This window comes from Nocardiopsis oceanisediminis (genome assembly GCF_048595525.1).
In the GTDB taxonomy this organism is placed as follows: domain Bacteria; phylum Actinomycetota; class Actinomycetes; order Streptosporangiales; family Streptosporangiaceae; genus Nocardiopsis_A; species Nocardiopsis_A oceanisediminis.
In genome coordinates this window covers 616,603-635,618 of record NZ_JAFMZJ010000001.1, presented here as the reverse complement: position 1 = coordinate 635,618, position 19,016 = coordinate 616,603, and the positions used below count along the sequence as shown (strand labels likewise).

At 73.5% G+C, this 19,016-nt stretch carries 7 protein-coding genes; 6 read left to right on the top strand and 1 reads right to left on the bottom strand.

The features are described 5' to 3' along the window. Positions 1 to 88: 88 nt before the first annotated feature. From J0910_RS03285 to J0910_RS03270, 4 genes are all read left to right on the top strand, one after another. A complete protein-coding gene (locus J0910_RS03285) occupies positions 89 to 11,701 on the top strand; it encodes a type I polyketide synthase (protein WP_420157021.1) in 11,613 nt (3,870 codons plus the stop codon). A 109-nt stretch (positions 11,702 to 11,810) separates the two neighbouring features. After that, entirely contained in the window at positions 11,811 to 13,028 is a 1,218-nt protein-coding gene (locus tag J0910_RS03280; RefSeq protein WP_420157020.1) for a cytochrome P450, read from the top strand. Between the two features lie 11 nt (positions 13,029 to 13,039). Next, on the top strand, positions 13,040 to 14,269 hold the full coding sequence (locus J0910_RS03275; RefSeq protein ID WP_420157019.1) for a cytochrome P450: 1,230 nt from the start codon (positions 13,040 to 13,042) through the stop codon (positions 14,267 to 14,269). 95 nt (positions 14,270 to 14,364) lie between these two features. Further along, the gene (locus J0910_RS03270; protein WP_420157018.1) at positions 14,365 to 15,591 is read left to right on the top strand and encodes a cytochrome P450; all 1,227 of its coding nucleotides are present in this window, start codon (positions 14,365 to 14,367) and stop codon (positions 15,589 to 15,591) included. A 112-nt stretch (positions 15,592 to 15,703) separates the two neighbouring features. Here the strand turns inward: J0910_RS03270 and J0910_RS03265 are convergent, their stop codons facing one another. Continuing rightward, positions 15,704 to 16,273: a dihydrofolate reductase family protein gene (locus J0910_RS03265; protein WP_420157017.1), complete on the bottom strand. Its 570-nt coding sequence runs from the start codon at positions 16,271 to 16,273 to the stop codon at positions 15,704 to 15,706. A 438-nt stretch (positions 16,274 to 16,711) separates the two neighbouring features. On the opposite strand from J0910_RS03265, the gene J0910_RS03260 reads away from it, so the two are divergent. Together J0910_RS03260 and J0910_RS03255 are read left to right on the top strand one after the other, a co-directional pair. Next, a complete protein-coding gene (locus tag J0910_RS03260) occupies positions 16,712 to 17,815 on the top strand; it encodes an alpha-xenorhabdolysin family binary toxin subunit A (RefSeq protein ID WP_420157016.1) in 1,104 nt (367 codons plus the stop codon). A gap of 85 nt (positions 17,816 to 17,900) precedes the next feature. Further along, entirely contained in the window at positions 17,901 to 18,983 is a 1,083-nt protein-coding gene (locus J0910_RS03255; protein ID WP_420157015.1) for a hypothetical protein, read from the top strand. The last annotated feature ends 33 nt before the right edge of the window (positions 18,984 to 19,016 follow it).

Below are 19,016 nucleotides of genomic sequence, written 5' to 3'. Positions count from 1 at the left end.
CTGACACGCAGCACCCCGACGCGCGGAGGCCCGCGCCCGGCCTCCCCGCCCGCACCACCCCTACGACTTTCGAGGAGCACACGCTCTGATGGCGAATGAAGACAAGCTTCGGGAATACCTCAAGCGGGTGACCGCAGACCTCCAGCAGACGCGGCAGCGGCTCGGGGCGGTGCAGACCCGGCTGCGCGAGGTCGAGTCGGACGCGCGCGAGCCGATCGCGATCGTCGGGATGGCCTGCCGCTACCCGGGTGGCGTCTCCTCGCCCGACGAGCTGTGGGGGCTGCTCTCCGCCGGCGGCGACGGGATCTCCGAGTTCCCGGACAACCGCGGCTGGCCCCTGGAGGAGCTGTACGACCCGGACCCCGACACTCCGGGCACCTTCTACGTGCGCGAGAGCGGCCTCCTGCACGACGCCGACCACTTCGACCCCGCGTTCTTCGGGATCTCCCCGCGCGACGCGCTGGCGATGGACCCGCAGCAGCGCCTGCTGCTGGAGATCTCCTGGGAGGCGATCGAGCGGGCCGGGATCGCCCCGGAGCAGCTGCACGGCAGCCGCACCGGCGTGTTCGCCGGGCTCATGTACAACGACTACGCCGCGCGCCTGCAGCCCGTCCCGGAGGGCTTCGAGGGCTTCGTCGGCAACGGCACCGCCGGGAGCATCGCCTCCGGCCGGGTCGCCTACACGCTGGGCCTGGAGGGCCCGGCGGTCACCATCGACACCGCGTGCTCGTCGTCGCTGGTGGGCCTGCACCTGGCGGTTCAGGCGCTGCGCAACGGCGAATGCACGATGGCGCTGGCCGGCGGCGTGACGGTGATGTCCACCCCGGCGGCGTTCGTGGAGTTCAGCCGCCAGCGCGGGCTGGCCCCCGATGGCCGCTGCAAGTCCTTCGCGGCCGCCGCGGACGGCACCAGCTGGGGTGAGGGTGCGGGCATGCTGCTGGTGGAGCGGCTGTCGGACGCGCGCCGCAACGGGCACCCGGTCCTGGCCGTGGTGCGCGGCAGCGCGGTCAACCAGGACGGCGCCTCCAACGGGCTGACCGCGCCGAACGGCCCGTCGCAGCGGCGGGTGATCCGGGCGGCGCTCGCGAACGCGGGGCTCTCCCCGGACAAGGTCGACGCGGTCGAGGCGCACGGCACCGGCACCACCCTGGGCGACCCGATCGAGGCCCAGTCCGTGCTGGCCACCTACGGCGGGGAGCGCCCCGACGACCGGCCGCTCTGGCTCGGCTCGCTGAAGTCGAACCTGGGACACACCCAGGCGGCGGCCGGGGTGGGCGGCATCATCAAGATGGTCATGGCCATGCGCCACGCCACGCTCCCCAAGACCCTGCACGTGGACGAGCCGACCCCGCACGTGGACTGGTCGGCGGGCTCCGTCGAACTGCTCACCGAGGAGCGGCCCTGGCCCGAGACCGGTGAGCCCCGCCGGGCGGGCATCTCGTCCTTCGGCGTGAGCGGCACCAACGCGCACATCGTCGTTGAAGAGGCACCGATCGAGCAGGTTCCCGAAGAGGAGTCCGGGCAGAAGGGCCCGGAGACGGCGAAGACGGTGCTCCGGCCCCGGTCGGAGAGGACACCGGCCGCGCTGCCGGTGACCGTCTCGGCCAAGACCGAGGCGGCGCTGCGCGCCCAGGCCGAGCGGCTGCACGCGCACCTGACCGCGCACCCGGACCTGGCCATGGACGACGTGGCCTTCTCCCTGGCCACGACCCGCTCGGCCATGGACCACCGCGCGGTCGTGACCGGCGGTGACCGCGAAGGCCTGCTGGCAGGGCTGGGCGCGCTCGCCTCCGGCGAGCCCGCCGCCAACCTCGTCCAAGGCACCACCGGAGCGACCGGGAAGACCGCGTTCCTCTTCTCCGGGCAGGGATCCCAGCGCGCCGGCATGGGCCGCGAACTGCACGCGGCCTTCCCCGTCTTCGCCGAAGCCTTCGACACCGCGTGCGCTGCGCTCGACGCCCACCTGGACCGGCCGCTTCGCGAGGTCGTCTGGGCAGAAGAGGGCTCCGACCTGGCCGGGCTGATCGACCAGACCGCCTACACCCAGGCCGGACTCTTCGCCATCGAAACCGCGCTCTTCCGCCTGGTCGAATCCTGGGGCATCACCCCCGACCTGCTGGCCGGCCACTCCATCGGAGAGATCACCGCCGCACACACCGCCGGAGTCCTCACCCTCAAGGACGCCGCCGCGCTGGTCACCGCACGCGGACGCCTGATGCAGGCCCTCCCCGCAGGCGGAGCCATGGTCGCCCTCCAGGCCACCGAAGACGAAATCACCGAAGCCCTGACCGGCTTCGAAGGCCGGGCCGCGATCGCCGCCATCAACGGCCCGACCTCCACCGTCGTCTCCGGCGAAGAGGACGCGGTCATCGAGATCGCGGACCACTTCCGTGAGCAGGGACGGAAGACCAAGCGGCTCAACACCAGCCACGCCTTCCACTCGCCGCTCATGGAACCGATGCTGGAGGACTTCCGGAAGACCGCCGAAGGACTGTCCTTCGCGCCCCCGGCCATCCCGGTCGTCTCCAACCTGACCGGGGAAACCGCCACCGCCGAACAGCTCTGCTCCCCCGACTACTGGGTCCGCCACGTGCGGGAGGCTGTCCGCTTCGCCGACGGAATCCGCACCCTCAGCGCCCAGGGCGCGACCGCCTTCCTGGAACTGGGCCCCGACGGCGTCCTCACCGCCATGGCACAGGACAGCGTCGGCTCCGAGACCGCCCTGCTCGTCCCCACCGCCCGCAAGGACCGGCCCGAGACGGTCGCACTGGTCAGCGCGCTCGGAACCCTGCACACCAACGGATCGGCCGTGGACTGGACCGCGTTCTTCGCCGACACCGGCGCCCAGCAGGTGGAACTGCCCACCTACGCCTTCCAGCGCGAACGCTACTGGCTGGAGCCGGGCCCGACCGAAGGCGACGTGTCGTCCGCGGGTCTGGGCTCCCCGGACCACCCGCTGCTCGGCGCCGCCGTGGCGCTCGCCGACGACGACGGGTTCCTCTTCACCGGCCTGCTCTCGCTCCGCACTCACCCCTGGATCGCCGACCACGCGGTGATGGGCACCGTGCTGCTGCCGGGCACGGCCATGCTGGAGCTGGCGATCCACGCCGGTGACCAGGTCGGCTGCGACCGGGTGGAGGAGCTGACCCTCGAAGCCCCCCTGGTGCTCCCCGACGACGAGGCGGTGCAGGTGCAGCTGGCCGTCGGTGCGGCCGACGACTCCGGCCGCCGCCCGGTGAGCCTGCACTCGCGCCGCGCCGACGCCGAGTTCGACGAGCCCTGGACCCGGCATGCCGCGGGCACGCTGACCGGTGGCGGTACCGCCGGTTCGGACGACCTGGCGCAGTGGCCTCCGGCGGGTGCGGTCGCGCTGGAGGTCGGCGACCTGTACGAGCGGGTGACCGAGGCCGGTTTCTACTACGGCCCGGTGTTCCAGGGGCTGCGGGCCGCCTGGAGGCGGGACGACGAGGTGTTCGCCGAGGTCGCCCTGCCCGAGGAGGAACAGGCCGAAGCCGCCCGGTTCGGCGTACACCCCGCCCTGCTCGACGCCGCCCTGCACGCGGCGGGTCTGAGCACCGCCGAACGCGACGGCCAGGCCGTTCCGACGCAGGGGCGCCTCCCGTTCTCCTGGTCCGGGGTGTCGCTGCACGCCTCCGGCGCGACGAGCCTGCGCGTCCGGTTGTCGTCGGTCACCGCGGACTCGCTCTCCCTCGACGCCGCAGACGGCACCGGCCGGGCGGTGGCCTCGATCGAGTCCCTGGTGTCGCGGCCGGTCACCCAGGACCAGCTCTCGGCCGGGCGCACCGGGCACCGCGACTCGCTGTTCCGGCTGGAGTGGGTGGCGCTGCCGGAGCCGGCGGGCGCCGGTGCCGCCGGAGGGCGGTGGGCGTTCCTGGACGACGGAGGCGACGGACCCGCCCTCGCCGGAACCGGACCGGGGGTGCGGTCGGCCGAGCAGGTCGTCGCCGATCTCGCCGAGCTGGCGGAGGCGGACTCCCCGCCGCCCGACGCGGTGTTCGCCCTGGTGTCGCCGGGGGCGGCGGCGGACGGCGTTCCCGCTGCCGTCCGCACCGCGACGGCCCGCGCGCTCGCGCTGGTGCAGGGGTGGCTGGCCGAGGAGCGGTTCGCCGGGTCGCGCCTGGTCCTGGTGACCCGGGGCGCGGTGGCGGTCGGCGCGGACGACCGGGTCACCGACCTCGCCGGCGCGGCGGTGTGGGGTCTGCTCCGCGCCGCGCAGGCCGAGCACCCGGGCCGGTTCGTGCTGATCGACACCGACACCGACGCTCCCGCGGCGACCGACTTGGCGGCGGTGCTGGCCTCCGCCGAGCCGCAGGTCGCGCTGCGCGGCGGCCGCGCGGTGATGGCCAGGCTGGCGCGGCCGGAGCCGGCCGGGTCGGACGCCCCGGTGTTCGACCCGGAGGGCACGGTGCTGATCACCGGCGGCACCGGTGCGCTGGGCGGGATGCTCGCCCGGCACCTGGTGAGCGCGCACGGCGCCCGCCGCCTGGTGCTGACCGGCCGCCGGGGGATGGAGGCGCCCGGCGCCGCAGAACTGGCCGCCGAACTGGAGGAACTGGGCGCGACGGTGACCATCGCCGCCTGCGACGCCGCCGACCGCGACGCACTCGCCGACCTGCTGGCGTCCGTCCCCGCAGAGCACCCGCTGACCTCGGTCGTACACGCCGCCGGCGTCCTCGACGACGGCACCGTCGAGTCCCTCACCCCCGAGCGGTTCGAAACGGTGCTGCGGCCCAAGGCCGACGCCGCCTGGAACCTGCACGAACTCACCAGGGACCTGGACCTGTCGGCGTTCGTGCTGTTCTCCTCGGCCGCTGGAACGCTGGGCGGCTCCGGGCAGGCCAACTACGCCGCCGCCAACGCCTTCCTGGACGGGCTGGTCCAGCGGCGCCGCGCCGACGGGCTGCCCGGTGTCTCGCTGGCCTGGGGCCTGTGGGCGCAGACCGGCGGTATGGCGGGCGAACTCGGCGAGACCGACCTGCGGCGGATGAGCCGCGGCGGCATGATCCCGCTGTCCCGGGAGGAGGGGCTGGACCTCTTCGACGCCGCGCTCTCCTCGGACGAGCGCCTGCTGGTCCTCACCCACCTGGACATGGCCGCGCTGCGCGGCCAGGCCGCCTCCGGGATGCTGCTGTGGATGCTGCGCGGGCTGGTCCGGACCCCCGTCCGGCGGTCGGCCGAGGCCTCCCCCGACGCCGACGCCTTCCAGCGCAGGCTGGCCGGGATGTCCGAGCAGGAGCGGCACCGCACACTGTCGGAGCTGGTCCGCACGCATGCGGCCGCCGTCCTCGGCCATTCCTCCGCGGAGTCCGTCGACGCCGACCGCGCCTTCACCGAGCTGGGCTTCGACTCGCTGACCGCGGTGGAGCTGCGCAACCGGCTGAACGCGGTGACGGGGCAGCGGCTCCCGGCCACGCTCATCTTCGACTACCCCAACCCGGCCGCGCTGGTGGACCACCTGCTGGCGGAGCTGCTGGGCGACGCCCCGGCGGTGCAGCAGGCGGCCGTCGCGGCGGCCGCCGACGACGACCCGATCGCCATCGTCGGGATGGCCTGCCGCTACCCGGGCGGCGTCTCCTCGCCGGAGCAGCTGTGGGATCTGGTCGCCTCCGGCGGCGACGGCGTCTCCGCCTTCCCCTCGGACCGCGGCTGGGACCTCGGTGACGGCGGCGATGACGGCTACACCCGCGAGGGCGGTTTCCTCTACGAGGCCGACCGGTTCGACCCCGGGTTCTTCGGGATCTCCCCGCGCGAGGCGCTGGCGATGGACCCGCAGCAGCGGCTGCTGCTGGAGACCTCTTGGGAGGCGTTCGAGCGGGCCGGGATCGACCCGGCGACGGTGCGCGGCAGCCGGACCGGCGTGTTCGCCGGGCTGATGTACCACGACTACGCGTCCCGCCTGACCAGCGTGCCGGACGACCTGGGCGGCTACCTCGGCAACGGGAACGCGGGCAGTGTGGCGTCCGGCCGGGTCGCCTACACCTTCGGCCTGGAGGGCCCGGCGGTCACCATCGACACGGCGTGCTCGTCGTCGCTGGTCGCCCTGCACATGGCGGGGCAGGCGCTGCGAAGCGGCGAGTGCTCGATGGCGCTGGTCGGCGGTGTCACGATGATGTTCACCCCGGCGGCGTTCATCGAGTTCAGCCGCCAGGGCGGGCTGGCCCATGACGGCCGGTGCAAGTCCTTCTCGGAGTCGGCCGACGGCACCGGCTGGGCCGAGGGGGCGGGCATGCTCCTGGTGGAGCGGCTGTCCGACGCGCGCCGCAACGGCCACCAGGTGCTCGCGGTGGTGCGCGGGACGGCGGTCAACCAGGACGGCGCTTCCAACGGGCTGACCGCCCCCAACGGCCCGTCCCAGCAGCGGGTCATCCGCCAGGCCCTGGCCAACGCCGGCCTGACGCCGGCCGACGTGGACGCTGTGGAGGCGCACGGCACCGGCACCAGCCTCGGCGACCCGATCGAGGCCCAGGCGCTCCTCGCCACCTACGGCCAGGACCGGCCCGAAGAGCGGCCGCTCTTCCTCGGCTCGATCAAGTCCAACATCGGCCACACCCAGGCCGCGGCCGGCGTGGCCGGCGTGATCAAGATGGTCATGGCCATGCGCCACGGCACACTGCCGAAGACCTTGCACGCCGAGCGGCCCTCGCCGCACGTGGACTGGTCGGCGGGCGCCGTGGAACTGCTCAACGAGGCGCAGCCCTGGCCCGAGACCGGCGAACCCCGCCGGGCCGGGGTCTCGTCCTTCGGGGTGAGCGGCACCAACGCGCACGTCGTGGTCGAGCAGGCGCCGATCGGGCAACCGGCGAAAGCGGGTTCCGGCGCGGTCTCCGGGCTCCCGAAGTCCGAGACCTCGCGGACTCTGCCGGCCATGCCGCTGGTCGTGTCGGCGAAGACCGAGACGGCACTGCGCGCCCAGGCCGAGCGGCTCCGCGACCACCTCGCCGCGGACGCCGCACCGGAGCCGCTGGACACGGTGTACTCCCTGGTCACCACGCGGCCGATGTTCGAGCACCGCGCCGTTCTGATCGGCCGGGACCGGGAAGAGCTGCTTGCCGGGCTCACCGCGCTGGCCGACGACGACGCCGCTTCCGGCGCGGTGCGCGGCACCGCCGGGTCCCCGGGCCGGACGGTGTTCGTCTTCCCCGGCCAGGGATCCCAGTGGGCCGGGATGGCCGTCGAGCTGCTGGACTCCTCCCCGGTCTTCGCCGAGCGGATGAGCGAATGCGCGGCCGCGCTGGCCTCCTTCACCGACTGGTCACTGATCGACGTCCTGCGCGGCACCGACGGCGCACCGTCCCTGGAGCGCGTCGATGTGGTCCAGCCCGCGCTGTGGGCCGTCATGGTCTCCCTCGCCGAGGTCTGGCGCGCACACGGCGTGCAGCCCGACGCCGTCGTCGGGCACAGCCAAGGAGAGATCGCCGCCGCCTGCGTCGCCGGAGCCCTTTCGCTCGAAGACGCCGCCCGCGTGGTCGCGCTGCGCAGCAAGGCCCTGCTGGAACTGTCCGGCAAGGGCGGCATGGTCTCCGTGGCCCTGCCCGCCGAGGAGACCGCCCGACGTCTGGAGGAGTGGGACGGACGGCTGTCGGTCGCCGCCGTCAACGGCCCCGCCGCAACGGTGGTCTCCGGCGACACCGACGCCCTCGACGAGCTGCTGGCCGGCTGCGAGGCCGACGGCGTGCGCGCCAAGCGCGTCCCCGTGGACTACGCCTCGCACTCGGCCCATGTCGAGCGGATCGAAGAACAGATCCTGGAGGCACTGGCCCCGATCGAGCCGCGCGGCTCCGAGATCCCGTTCTACTCCACGGTGCTGGCCGAGCCGATCGACACCGCCGAGCTGGACCCGGGGTACTGGTACACCAACCTCCGCCAGACCGTCCTGCTGGAGGACACCGCCCGCAGGCTGCTGGAGGACGGCCACGGCACGTTCATCGAGTGCAGCCCGCACCCGGTGCTGCTGATGGGCCTGCAGGAGACCGCCGAAGCCCAGGAGAAGGCGGTCGCCGCCATCGGCACCCTCCGCCGCGACGAAGGCGGGCCGGAGCGCCTGTTCACCTCCCTGGCAGAGGCGCACGTCAACGGCGTCCCCGTGGACTGGACCCAGGTCTTCACCGGCACCGGCGCCGAGCGCACCGACCTGCCCACCTACGCCTTCCAGCGCGAGCGCTACTGGCTGGAGGCGTCCGTTGAGGCCGGTGGGCGCCGGGCGGGGGTGTCGGCCGCGGGGCTCGGCTCCCCGGACCATCCCCTGCTGGGGGCGGCGGTGGAGCTGCCGGAGACCGGCGGCCGGGTGCTGACCGGCCGGCTGTCGCTGCGCACCCACCCCTGGCTGGCGGATCACGCCGTGCTGGGGACGGTTCTGCTTCCCGGAACCGCTCTGCTGGAGCTGGCGCTCCAGGCCGGTTCCGAGGCCGGCTGCGCCCGAGTCGAGGAGCTCACCCTGCAGGCCCCGATCGTCCTGGCCGAACAGGGTGCGGTGCAGGTCCAGGTGGCCGTCGGCGCACCCGGCGAGGACGGCCGCCGGCCGGTGAGCGTGCACTCCCGCCGGGAGGAGGCCGGGCCGGACGAACCGTGGACCCGCAACGCCGAGGGGACCCTCTCCCCCGCTGCGGCCGACCCCTTCGACCTCGCCGAGTGGCCTCCGCCCGGCGCCGTCCCGGCGGACACCGAGGGCTTCTACGACCGGCTCTCCGAGCAGGGTTTCGGCTACGGACCGGTCTTCCGGGGGCTCCGGGCGGCCTGGCGGCGCGGTGACGAGGTGTTCGCCGAGGTGGCCCTGGACCAGGAGGAGCAGGACGACGCCGCCCGGTTCGGCGTGCACCCCGCCCTGCTGGACGCCGCCCTGCACGCCGGAATGCTGCGGGAAAGGCCCTCTGAGCAGGCGGCGGTGCGGCTTCCGTTCGCCTGGACGGACGTGGCGCTGCAGGCGGTCGGGGCCTCCGTCCTGCGCGTGCGGATCGCCCCCGACGGCCCGGACGGCGTCTCCGTCGCGGTGGCCGACGCCGCCGGCGCCCCGGTGCTCTCGGTCGGCGGCCTGGTGCTGCGGCAGATCTCGGCCGAGCAGCTGGCGGTGCCCTCCGGTGAGGGCCACGACTCGCTGTTCGCGGTGGAGTGGAGCGGTGTCCCGGCGGCGTCGGGGGCGGGAGTCTCGTCCGCGGTGCTGGGCGGCGGCGACCGGCCGGCCGCTCCGGCGGCCGCCGGAGCCGAGCCCGCCGCGGACCTGGCCGCCCTCGGCACGGGCGGTGCGCCGGTGCCCGAGGTGGTGTTCGCCGCCTTCACCCCGGCCTCCGGCGGAGCCGTCGGCGGGGCGGTGGACGCGTCCGCCGAGGTGCGTTCCGCGACCGCGCGGGCGCTCGGCCTGGTGCAGGGGTGGCTGGCCGAGGAGCGGTTCGCCGGCTCCCGGCTGGTCGTCGTGACCCGGGGCGCGGTCGCGGCCGGAGCGGACGAGCAGATCACCGACCTGCCCGGTGCGGCGGTGTGGGGCCTGCTCCGGACCGCCCAGGCCGAGCACCCCGACCGGTTCGTACTGATCGACGCGGACGAGGACGCGGCCTCGACCGCCGTGCTCACCGCCGTGGCGGCCGGCGGTGAGCCGCAGGCGGCGGTACGCGCGGGCAAGGTGCTGGTGCCCCGCCTGGCCCGGGCCGCCGCCCCCGCCGAGGCGGACGCCCCGGCGCCCGACCCGCACGGCACCGTGCTCATCACCGGCGGCACCGGTGCGCTCGGCGCGCTGGTCGCCCGGCACCTCGCCGGACGCGGTGCGGGCCACCTGCTGCTCACCGGCCGACGCGGCATGGAAGCGCCCGGCGCCGCAGAACTGGCCGCCGAACTGGAGGAACTGGGTACCCGGGTGACCATCGCGGCCTGCGACGCCGCCGACCGCGACGCACTCGCCGACCTGCTGGCGGACATCCCCGCAGAGTTCCCACTGACCTCGGTCGTACATGCCGCCGGTGTGCTGGACGACGGTGTCATCGAGTCCCTCACCCCCGAGCGCCTGGACACCGTGCTCCGCCCCAAGGCCGACGCCGCCTGGAACCTGCACGAACTCACCAGGGGCATGGCCCTCTCCTCCTTCGTGCTGTTCTCCTCGGCCGCCGGGATCCTGGGCAACCCCGGGCAGGGCAACTACGCCGCCGCCAACGCGTTCCTCGACGCCCTCGCGGCGCACCGCCGCGGCCTCGGGCTGCCCGCGGCGTCGCTGGCCTGGGGCCTGTGGGAGCAGGCCAGCGAGATGACCGGTGAGCTGGGCGAGGACGGCAAGGAGCGGCTGAGCAGGTCGGGGCTGCGCCCGATCTCCTCGGCGGAGGGCCTGGAGCTGTTCGACGCCGCCGCCTCGGTGGACCGGGCGCTCCTGGTGCCGCTGCACGTCAACATCGGGGCGCTGCGCGTCCAGTTCGGGGCCGGTCCTGTTCCCCCGCTGTTCCGCGGGCTCATCCGGGCCACCGCCCGGCGGGCCGCGGGGCCGGGCGGGCAGACCGGGGCCGACCCGTCGTCGCTGCGCCGGCGCCTGGCCGGGCTCTCCCCCGAGCAGCGCGGCGAGGCCCTGCTGGAGATGGTGCGCGGCAGCGTCGCCGCGGTCCTCGGCTACTCCGGGCCCGACGCCGTCCCGGACGGCGTCGGCTTCCCGGAGATGGGCTTCGACTCGCTCACCGCGGTGGAGCTGCGCAACCGGCTGATCGCGGCGACCGGGCTGCGGCTCCCGGCGACTCTGGTCTTCGACCACCCGACCCCGCGCGACGTGGTCGCCCTGCTCACCGAGGAGCTGGGCGGGGACGGCGGGCCGGAGGACGCCCGCGAGCGGGAGGCCGGGGCGGACGCCGCCGCGTCCGCCGCGCCGGAGGCGGCCGCCGGGACCATCGAGCTGCTGTACCGGCAGGCGGTGGCCGAGGGCAAGATCGCCGAGGGCGTGGAGTTCATCAAGAGCGCGTCGCGGCTGCGCCCCTCGTTCACCGGGGTGGCGGAGCTGGCGGAGACGCCGGACCACGTCGTGCTCAGCCGGGGCACCGAGCAGCCCGCCCTGGTCTGCTTCGCCGCGCCGGTGGCGATCACCGGGGCCCAGCAGTACGCCCGGTTCTCGGCGGCCTTCCGCGGAGAGCGGGACGTGGCCATGGTGCCCGCGCCCGGGTTCCGCCGCGGCGAGCCGCTCCCGGCGTCGGCCGAGGCGGCCGTCGAACTCCAGGCGGAGATGGTCTGGGAGGCCTCGGGCGGGTCGCCGTTCGTGCTGCTGGGGCACTCCTCGGGCGGGTGGCTGGCGCACGCCGCCGCCACCTACCTGGAGGAGCTGGGCACCCCGCCGATGGGCGTCGTCCTGCTCGACACCTACGTGCCGGGCAGCCGGGAGATCGAGCGGTTCAGGAGCACGTTCATGAACAGCTCGATCGAGCGCGAGGAGGCCGTCGGGGGCGTCGACGACACCCGGCTGCTGGCCATGGGCTGCTATTTCCGGGTGTTCGCCGACTGGAAGCCGCAGGAGACCGGGGTGCCCACCCTCTTCGTCCGCGCCTCGGAGTCGCTGCACTCCGTGAGCGGAGGGGCGGACGGGCCCCCCGGAGACGCCTGGCGGGCGTCGTGGGACCTGCCCCACACCGCGCTCGACGCGGCCGGAAACCACTGGTCGATGATGGAGGAGCACGCCTCTTCGACCGGTGAGGCCGTCCGCGAGTGGATGCGCAAGCCGCTGTAGCCGCTCCGTCTCCGGACGCGGCCGGGGCCCCGGCGGGGTCCGCCTGAGCGCGGACCCCGCCGCCGGCTCCACCTTCGAACGAGATCGAACCGATCGAGAGAGTGTGACGATGACAGAGCAGATGCCGCAGATCGACCCCGCCATGGTCCCGCCGTCCGCGCGGGAGGGGCTGGGCGACCTGGTCGCCTGGACCCGGCGGATGCGGGCCGAGCACCCCGTCTACCGCGACCCGTTCGGCATGTACCACGTCTTCGGCTACGACGACGTGCAGAGCGTGCTGGGCGACCCGGTGACGTTCTCCAGCGACTCGTCCTATGTGATGCCGTCCGCGGCCGCGGAGCTGACCTCGGGCATGCTCGCGGTGATGGACCCGCCGCAGCACACCAGCGTGCGCCGGATCGCCAGCCAGGCGTTCACCCCCCGCCGGGTCAAGAACCTGAACGAGCGCATCGGGGAGATCGCGGAGGAGCTGCTGGACGCCCTGCCCGGCGACGAGTTCGACTTCGTCCAGGCGTTCTCCCAGCAGCTGCCGATCAACGTGGTCGCCGAGCTGCTCGGCATCCCCAAGGAGGACCTGCCGCTGTTCCTGGGGTGGACCGAGCGGCTGCTCGCGGTCTCGGCGCCCAACCCCAACGACGAGCAGGAGGTGGAGACCTCCATCGAAGAGGCCTACATGGGGCCGTTCATGGAGATGCAGTCCTACATGCACGGCCTGTGCGCCCGGCTGCGGGAGGAGCCCGGCGACGGGTTCATCAGCGACCTGATCCAGGCCGAGGTGGAGGGCGAGCGGCTGGCCGACCACCAGGTCGCCAACCTCGCCATCCAGCTGGTCCAGGCCGGGCACATCACCGCGACGTCGGTGCTGGGCAGCGCGGTGCTGACGCTGGCCGCCGACCCGGAGCTGGAGCGGCGGCTGCGCGCCGACCACGCGCTGATCCCGGACGCGGTCGAGGAGATCCTGCGCACCCAGCCGCCGGCGCCGCGGATCCAGCGGTTCACCACGGTGGACACAGAGATCGGCGGTGTGCCGATCCCGGCCAGGAGCATGGTCCTGCAGTGGCTGATCTCGGCCAACCACGACGAGCGGGTGTTCGCCGACCCGGAGCGGTTCGACGCCGCCCGCAAGCCGAACCGGCACGTCACCTTCGGGCACGGCATCCACTACTGCTTCGGCGCGATGCTGGCCAAGACCGAGGCCAGGATCGGGCTGGAGGCGCTGTTCCGCCGGTTCGCCGCGATCGAGGTCGACCCGGGCGCCCGGATCGAGTTCTACGAGGGCGAGATGTACACCGTCCGGTCGGTCCCGGTCACCGTGAAGCGCGCGTGAGGGGGGCGGCCATGACAGAGCAGGCCATTGCGGCGGCGGGGCCCGCACCGTTCCCGCCGCCGGCCCGGAAGGGGCTGGGCGAGCAGCTCGCCTGGCTGCGGCGGATGCGCGACGAGAAGCCGGTGTACCGGGACCCGTCCGGGACCTACCACGTCTTCCGCTACGACGACGTGCTCCGGGTGGCCATGGACACCGCGGTGTTCTCCAGCAACCCGGCGCACGTGCTGCCGAGCGATGTGCCCAACATGACCGACGGCATGATGCTGGTCGCCGACCCGCCGGTCCACAGCAAGCTGCGGAAGCTGGCGTCGCAGGCGTTCACGCCGCGCAAGATGCGCGCTCTGGCGCCGCGGGTGACCGAGATCAGCGAGGCGCTGCTGGACGGGCTGCCCGCGGAGTTCGACTTCGTCGAGGGGTTCGCGGTACCGCTGCCGGCGACCGTGATCGCCGAGCTGTTCGGCATCCCGGCGGGCGACGCGGGGGCGTTCCAGGAGCTGGTCGAGAAGATCATGCTGATCGAGCCGCCCGACCTCACCGACGAGGCGGCGGTGCGGGCGTCGGTCGACTCGGCCCTGGGCGGGCCGTTCATGGAGCTGATGGGCTACCTGCTCCAGCTCTGCGCGGTCCGGCGCGGTGAGGCCGACCCCGCTCCGGGGCTGATCACCGACCTGCTCAACGCGGAGCTGGACGGGCAGCGGCTGGCCGACCACGAGGTGGCCAACCTGGCGGTGCAGATCCTGCAGGCGGGCCACCTCACCACCGCCGCGGTGCTCGGGCACGCCGTGCTGGCGCTGCTGGAGCACCCGGAGGTCGAGGCGGAGCTGCGGGCGGACCGCTCACTGATCCCGCGGGCGGTGGAGGAGATCCTGCGCTGCTGGCCGCCGTCGACCCGGCTGCAGCGCTACACCACCGCCGACACCGAGGTCGCGGGGCACCCCATCCCGGCGAACAGCGTGGTCGTCCCGTGGATGCTCTCCGCCAACCACGACGAGCGGGTGTTCCCCGACCCGGAGCGGTTCGACATCCGCCGGCACCCGAACAAGCACGTCTCGCTCGGCCACGGGATCCATTTCTGCCTCGGGGCCATGCTGTCCCGGGTGGAGATCACGGGGGCGCTGAACGCGCTGTTCGACCGGTACGAGCGGATGAGCCCGGCGCCGGGCTCGGCCCCCGTCGAGTTCCAGCAGACGCACATGCTGTTCGGCCCCGAGCGGATCCCGCTGGCGACCGTACGGGCCTGAGGGGTGCGGCGCGGGGCCCCGCGCCGCACCCGCACACCACAGTCCGCCCGCGGCGGCGCCCCGGCGCCGCCGCGGCCCCCGAGAGAAAAGAAGCCATGACCGACACCACCACCGTCACCGGCGCGGCCCCGTCCTTCCCGCCCAAGCGCGGCAACTGCCCGTACCACCTGCCGGACGGCTACACCGAGCTGGTCGAGCAGGGCCCCTTGGCCGAGGCGGAGCTGCTCGACGGCCGGAAGGCCTGGATCGTCACGGGCTACGACGAGGCCCGCGCCCTGATGGCCCACCCGGGGATCTCCGCGGACCGGGGCAACCCGGACTTCCCGCACAACGCGAAGCTGATGCCGGGCACGGGGATGCCCCAGCCGGTTCCCGAGGGCGAGTCCAAGACCTTCAACCTGATGGACGACCCGGAGCACAACGCGCTGCGCCGCCTGGTGATCTCCGCGTTCACCGTCAAGCGGACCCGGGAGCTGCGGCCGCGGCTGCAGCGGATCGCCGACGGGCTGGTCGACGGGATCCTGGAGAAGGGGCCGGCGACCGACCTGCTGCACTCGTACGCGATCCCGTTCGCGTCCATGATGCTCGCCGAGCTGTTCGACGTCGCCGAGGAGGACCGGGAGGCGTACGTGCACCACCTCCAGGGGCTCGGCAGCGACCCGGAGATGCTCTTCCCCGCCATCTACCACCTGGGCGGCTACTACGCCGGGCAGCTGGCGCGGCGCCGGGCCGAGCCCGGCACCGACCTGGTCAGCACCGTGCTCGCCAAGGCCGCCGAGCGGTCCGACGAGATCACCGACCAGCAGCTGGTCAACGCGGTCATGCTGGTCACCGGCAGCGGGAACGAGTCCACCCTGTCGATGATCGCGTCGGGGCTGTTCGTGCTGCTGGCCCACCCCGAGCAGGCGGACGCCGTCCGCAAGGACCCCGAGGCGCACCCCGGGGCGGTCGACGAGCTGCTGCGCTACCTGTCGGTGGGCGACGTGCTGTCCCGGCTGGCGGTGGAGGACATCGAGATCGGCGGGCGCTCCGTCAAGGCGGGCGACGCGGTGGTGATGGCGACCCAGGCGATCAACCGGGACGCCTCGGTCTTCTCCGACCCGCACACGCTCGACCTCACCCGGGAGGGCAGGTCGCACCTGGCGTTCGGCCACGGCCCGCACCAGTGCGTCGCGATGAACTTCGCGAACGTCGCCCTGGATGTCGCCTACTTCACGATCCTGTCCCGCATCCCCACCCTGCGGCTGGCCATCCCCGCCGAGGAGGTCCGCGCGGGCGGCCTCGGCGTCCCGCACGTCGCCGAGGTCCCCGTCACCTGGTAGCGGCCTCGGCCGCGCCTCCCCCCGGGCCGGGCTCGCACCCGGCCCGGGGGGAGGCGCCGAGCCGCCGGCCCCCGCCCGCCCGGGGGCCGGCGGCGGGCTCCGCCCGCCGTGCTCAGCCGCGGTCCGCCCGGTAGTGGAGCAGGACGACGCCGGACCGGAACCGCTCGGTCCGCACCGGTTCCAGGCGGGGGAGCCGGGTGCCGTCCGGGAAGAGCCGGGTGCCGCCGCCGATGACCACCGGGTAGACGAAGAGCCGGTACTCGTCGATGAGCCCGGCGGCGGTCAGCGCACGCGCCAGGGCGGTGCTCCCGGTCATCCCGATCGGGCCGCCCTCCCCGGCTTTCAGCGCGCGGACCTCGTCCTCGACCGGCCCGCGCAGCACCGTCGTGTTCGCCCACCCCGGGTCGCCCAGGGTGCGGGAGACGACGTACTTGGCGACCGCGTTCAGGTGGTCGCCGATGCCGTCCGGCTCCCCGGCCCGGGCCGGCCAGTAGCCGCGGAACTCCTCGAAGGTCACCCGCCCGAGGAGCAGCGCCCGCTCCTCGGCCATCTGCCTCTTGAGCTCCTCCAGGATGTCGGAGTCGTCCGCGTCCGGGTCCGAGCCGCCGGGACCGAACCAGTCGCCGGACGCCTCGATGACGCCGTCCAGGGTGATGTTCTCGGTGAGGATCAGCCGCCGCATGCCGGGCCTCCGCTCGTCGTCGCTCTTCTCCTGCCTCTCCCGGTTACGACCGCGCGCGGCCGGCGGACTCATCGCCGGACGGCGCGATCCGGCCTTCCGGCACCGCGCCCGCAGCCGGGGCGACGGTTACGGCGGCTTCCCGGACATGGAATCGGAATCCGCCGCCCCCACGAGATGCACCATTTCACCGGGAATCATCAGCGAACCGGGCCACCAGGTTGCCGACCGATCGTGTTTCGGCCACCCAGAACAGAGCCCTTTTCGTCTGGCCTGTTTTTGGCACATGCATACGCGCGCATAATCAGCACCGGGGAGCAAGGGAATGAAAAAGAGGCCCGAAAACCCCGACCCAGAGGGTCAGGGGACCTCTCCACCCCCCGAAATAGCACCTTCTTCCAAAGAAGAGCATGCCGCACGTGCATACGGAAGGGAATTTCCATGGCCACCGAGCCGGACATCAAAGGCCAGGCGGACAAGCTCCGCGGAATCAACCATGTCGACCAGAAGAAGCGGTTCCTGCTGACCGAGGCGGAATGGCGGAACGTCCAGGTCTACTGCACCACCGTGCAGGCCCTGCCGACCACCGACGCGATGATCAAGATCAAGCTCGCCCTCACCTCCGATGACAAGCCCGAGGACTTCAAGACCCTCAGGGACCAGTACAAGAAGATGTACGACCACGTCAAGTTCTGGGACGACACCGCGATGCCGGAGAGCATCAAGCTGGCCACCGACATCAAGAACTACGGGAACAACGCCCACATCTACTACGGCGAAATGCTCAAACTGGCGAAGGAGGGCCTGGGCGACGAAGAGAGGAAGAAGAGGTTCCTCAGGATCGTGGACGACCGGGCGAAGAAGGCGGACCAGTTCGCCAAGAGCGCCGATAAGGTCTCCGGATACATCACCACGTTCCGGGACCAGACCAAGCAGGACGCCAAGGACATGGGCGACCTCAAGGTCGAATACGACAAGAAGTACGACGAGAAGAACGCCGAGTGGCAGAAGCTCAAGGACCAGATCAAGAAGGACCAGGACGAGCTGAAGGCCAAGAACGACGAGTACAACCACGATGTGACCGTGGCCGCGACCACGCCCGCCTATGCCTGGGTCACCATCTTCGGCTTCATCGCGGCCGCGACCGTCGCCGGCATCTACACCGAAAAGGCACTGAGGGCCAAGGCCGAGATCGAGGCGCTGGAGAAGAAGATCGGCGACGCCCAGAAGAAGCTGACCCGGAACGCGCACATCACCAAGTCGGCGAAGTACGCCAAGGACTCGGCGGACGACACCAAGAAGAACGTGGACCTCGCCCTGGACACGCTCAACAAGATGCAGTCGGGCTGGATCTCCATCGCCAAGAGCATGCGCGACCTGGCCAAGCTGGTCGACGAGGACATCAAGAAGGCCGAGGAGCTGGTGGACCTACAGGTGCAGCAGGCCATCAACGACTGGGAGGCCATCGCCAACGACGCCCAGGGCTACATCAACAGCGCCTACATCAAGAAGCCCAGCTACGCCGAGCTCCAGCTCGCCGCCTGACCGGGCTCCCCTCCCTCCGGGGCGGCGGGCGCCGCGGCGCCCGCCGCCCCGCCCGACCGGAACGACAGCGAGAACGGACTCCCCGATGACCGACGCCCTCGACCTCCGGGACCAGGCGGACCGGCTCCGCGCGGCCCCCGGCGGCCGCCCCCTGCTCGCCGGGCCGGAGTGGCACCTCGTCCAGCTGCACTGCACCACCGTTCAGGCGCTGCCCACCGACGGCGCCGCCCTGGCCGCGCGGACGGGGCTCGACCCCGCCGCCGGCACCGGGGACTCCGCCGAGGCGCTCGGCCTCTACGCCGAGGCCCGCGAACTCGCCGACCGCTGGGAGGGCGATGCGCTGCCCGCCGGGGTGAACGCCGCCGTGGACCTGCGCGCCTTCGCCAGGACGGCGGAGATGGACTACGGCGAGATGGCCGAACTGGCCGCCGGCGGGCTGGACGCGCCGGAGCGGCGCGCGGAGTTCGCCCGGCCGGCCCGCGGCCGCGCCGCGCAGGCCGCGGAGTGCGCGGCCGCGGCCGAACGGGCCCGCGGCCTGGTGGCGGAGTTCCGCCGGGACGCCGGGGAGCTGGCGGAGCGGGCCCGCGGGCTCGCCGCGCACGCCCCCTGCGGCTCCGACGATCCCGCCTGGGCCAAGGCCCGGGGGCGGCTGACCGCCGCGCAGCGGGCGCTGGCCGAGGCGAACGAGGAGTACACCCGCGCCGCGCACGCGGCCGGGACGGTCCCGGCCTACCGGTGGATCCCGCTGTACGGGCTGCTGACCGCGCCCACCGCGGACGGGGTCTACATCACCGAGCTGCTGCGGATCCGCACCGAGCTGGAGAGCGCGGCGATCACTTCGGACGACCCCCTCCGGCTGCTGGCCGGGGCCCGCGCCGGAGTGTGCGCCACGGCCGCCGCCGACGCGCTGGGCGCCATGGCGGAGCACTCCGGCCGCGCCGCCGCCCTGCTGGAGCGGCTGCGCGACGGATGGCTGGAGATCGCGTCCGACCTGTCGGCGCTGGCCGACGCCGCGGAGGCCGACCCCCGTACGGCCGCCGCGTCGGCCGCGGCCCGGCTGCCGCGCTCGATCGTCCAGTGGAAGACGCTCGCCGTCCAGACCGACGCCCACCTGGAGCGGACGGACATCGCCCGGCCGCCCTACCTGGCACTGCAGACGGTGGTCTGACCGTGCCGACCCGCAGCCCGAACCTCCGAGGAG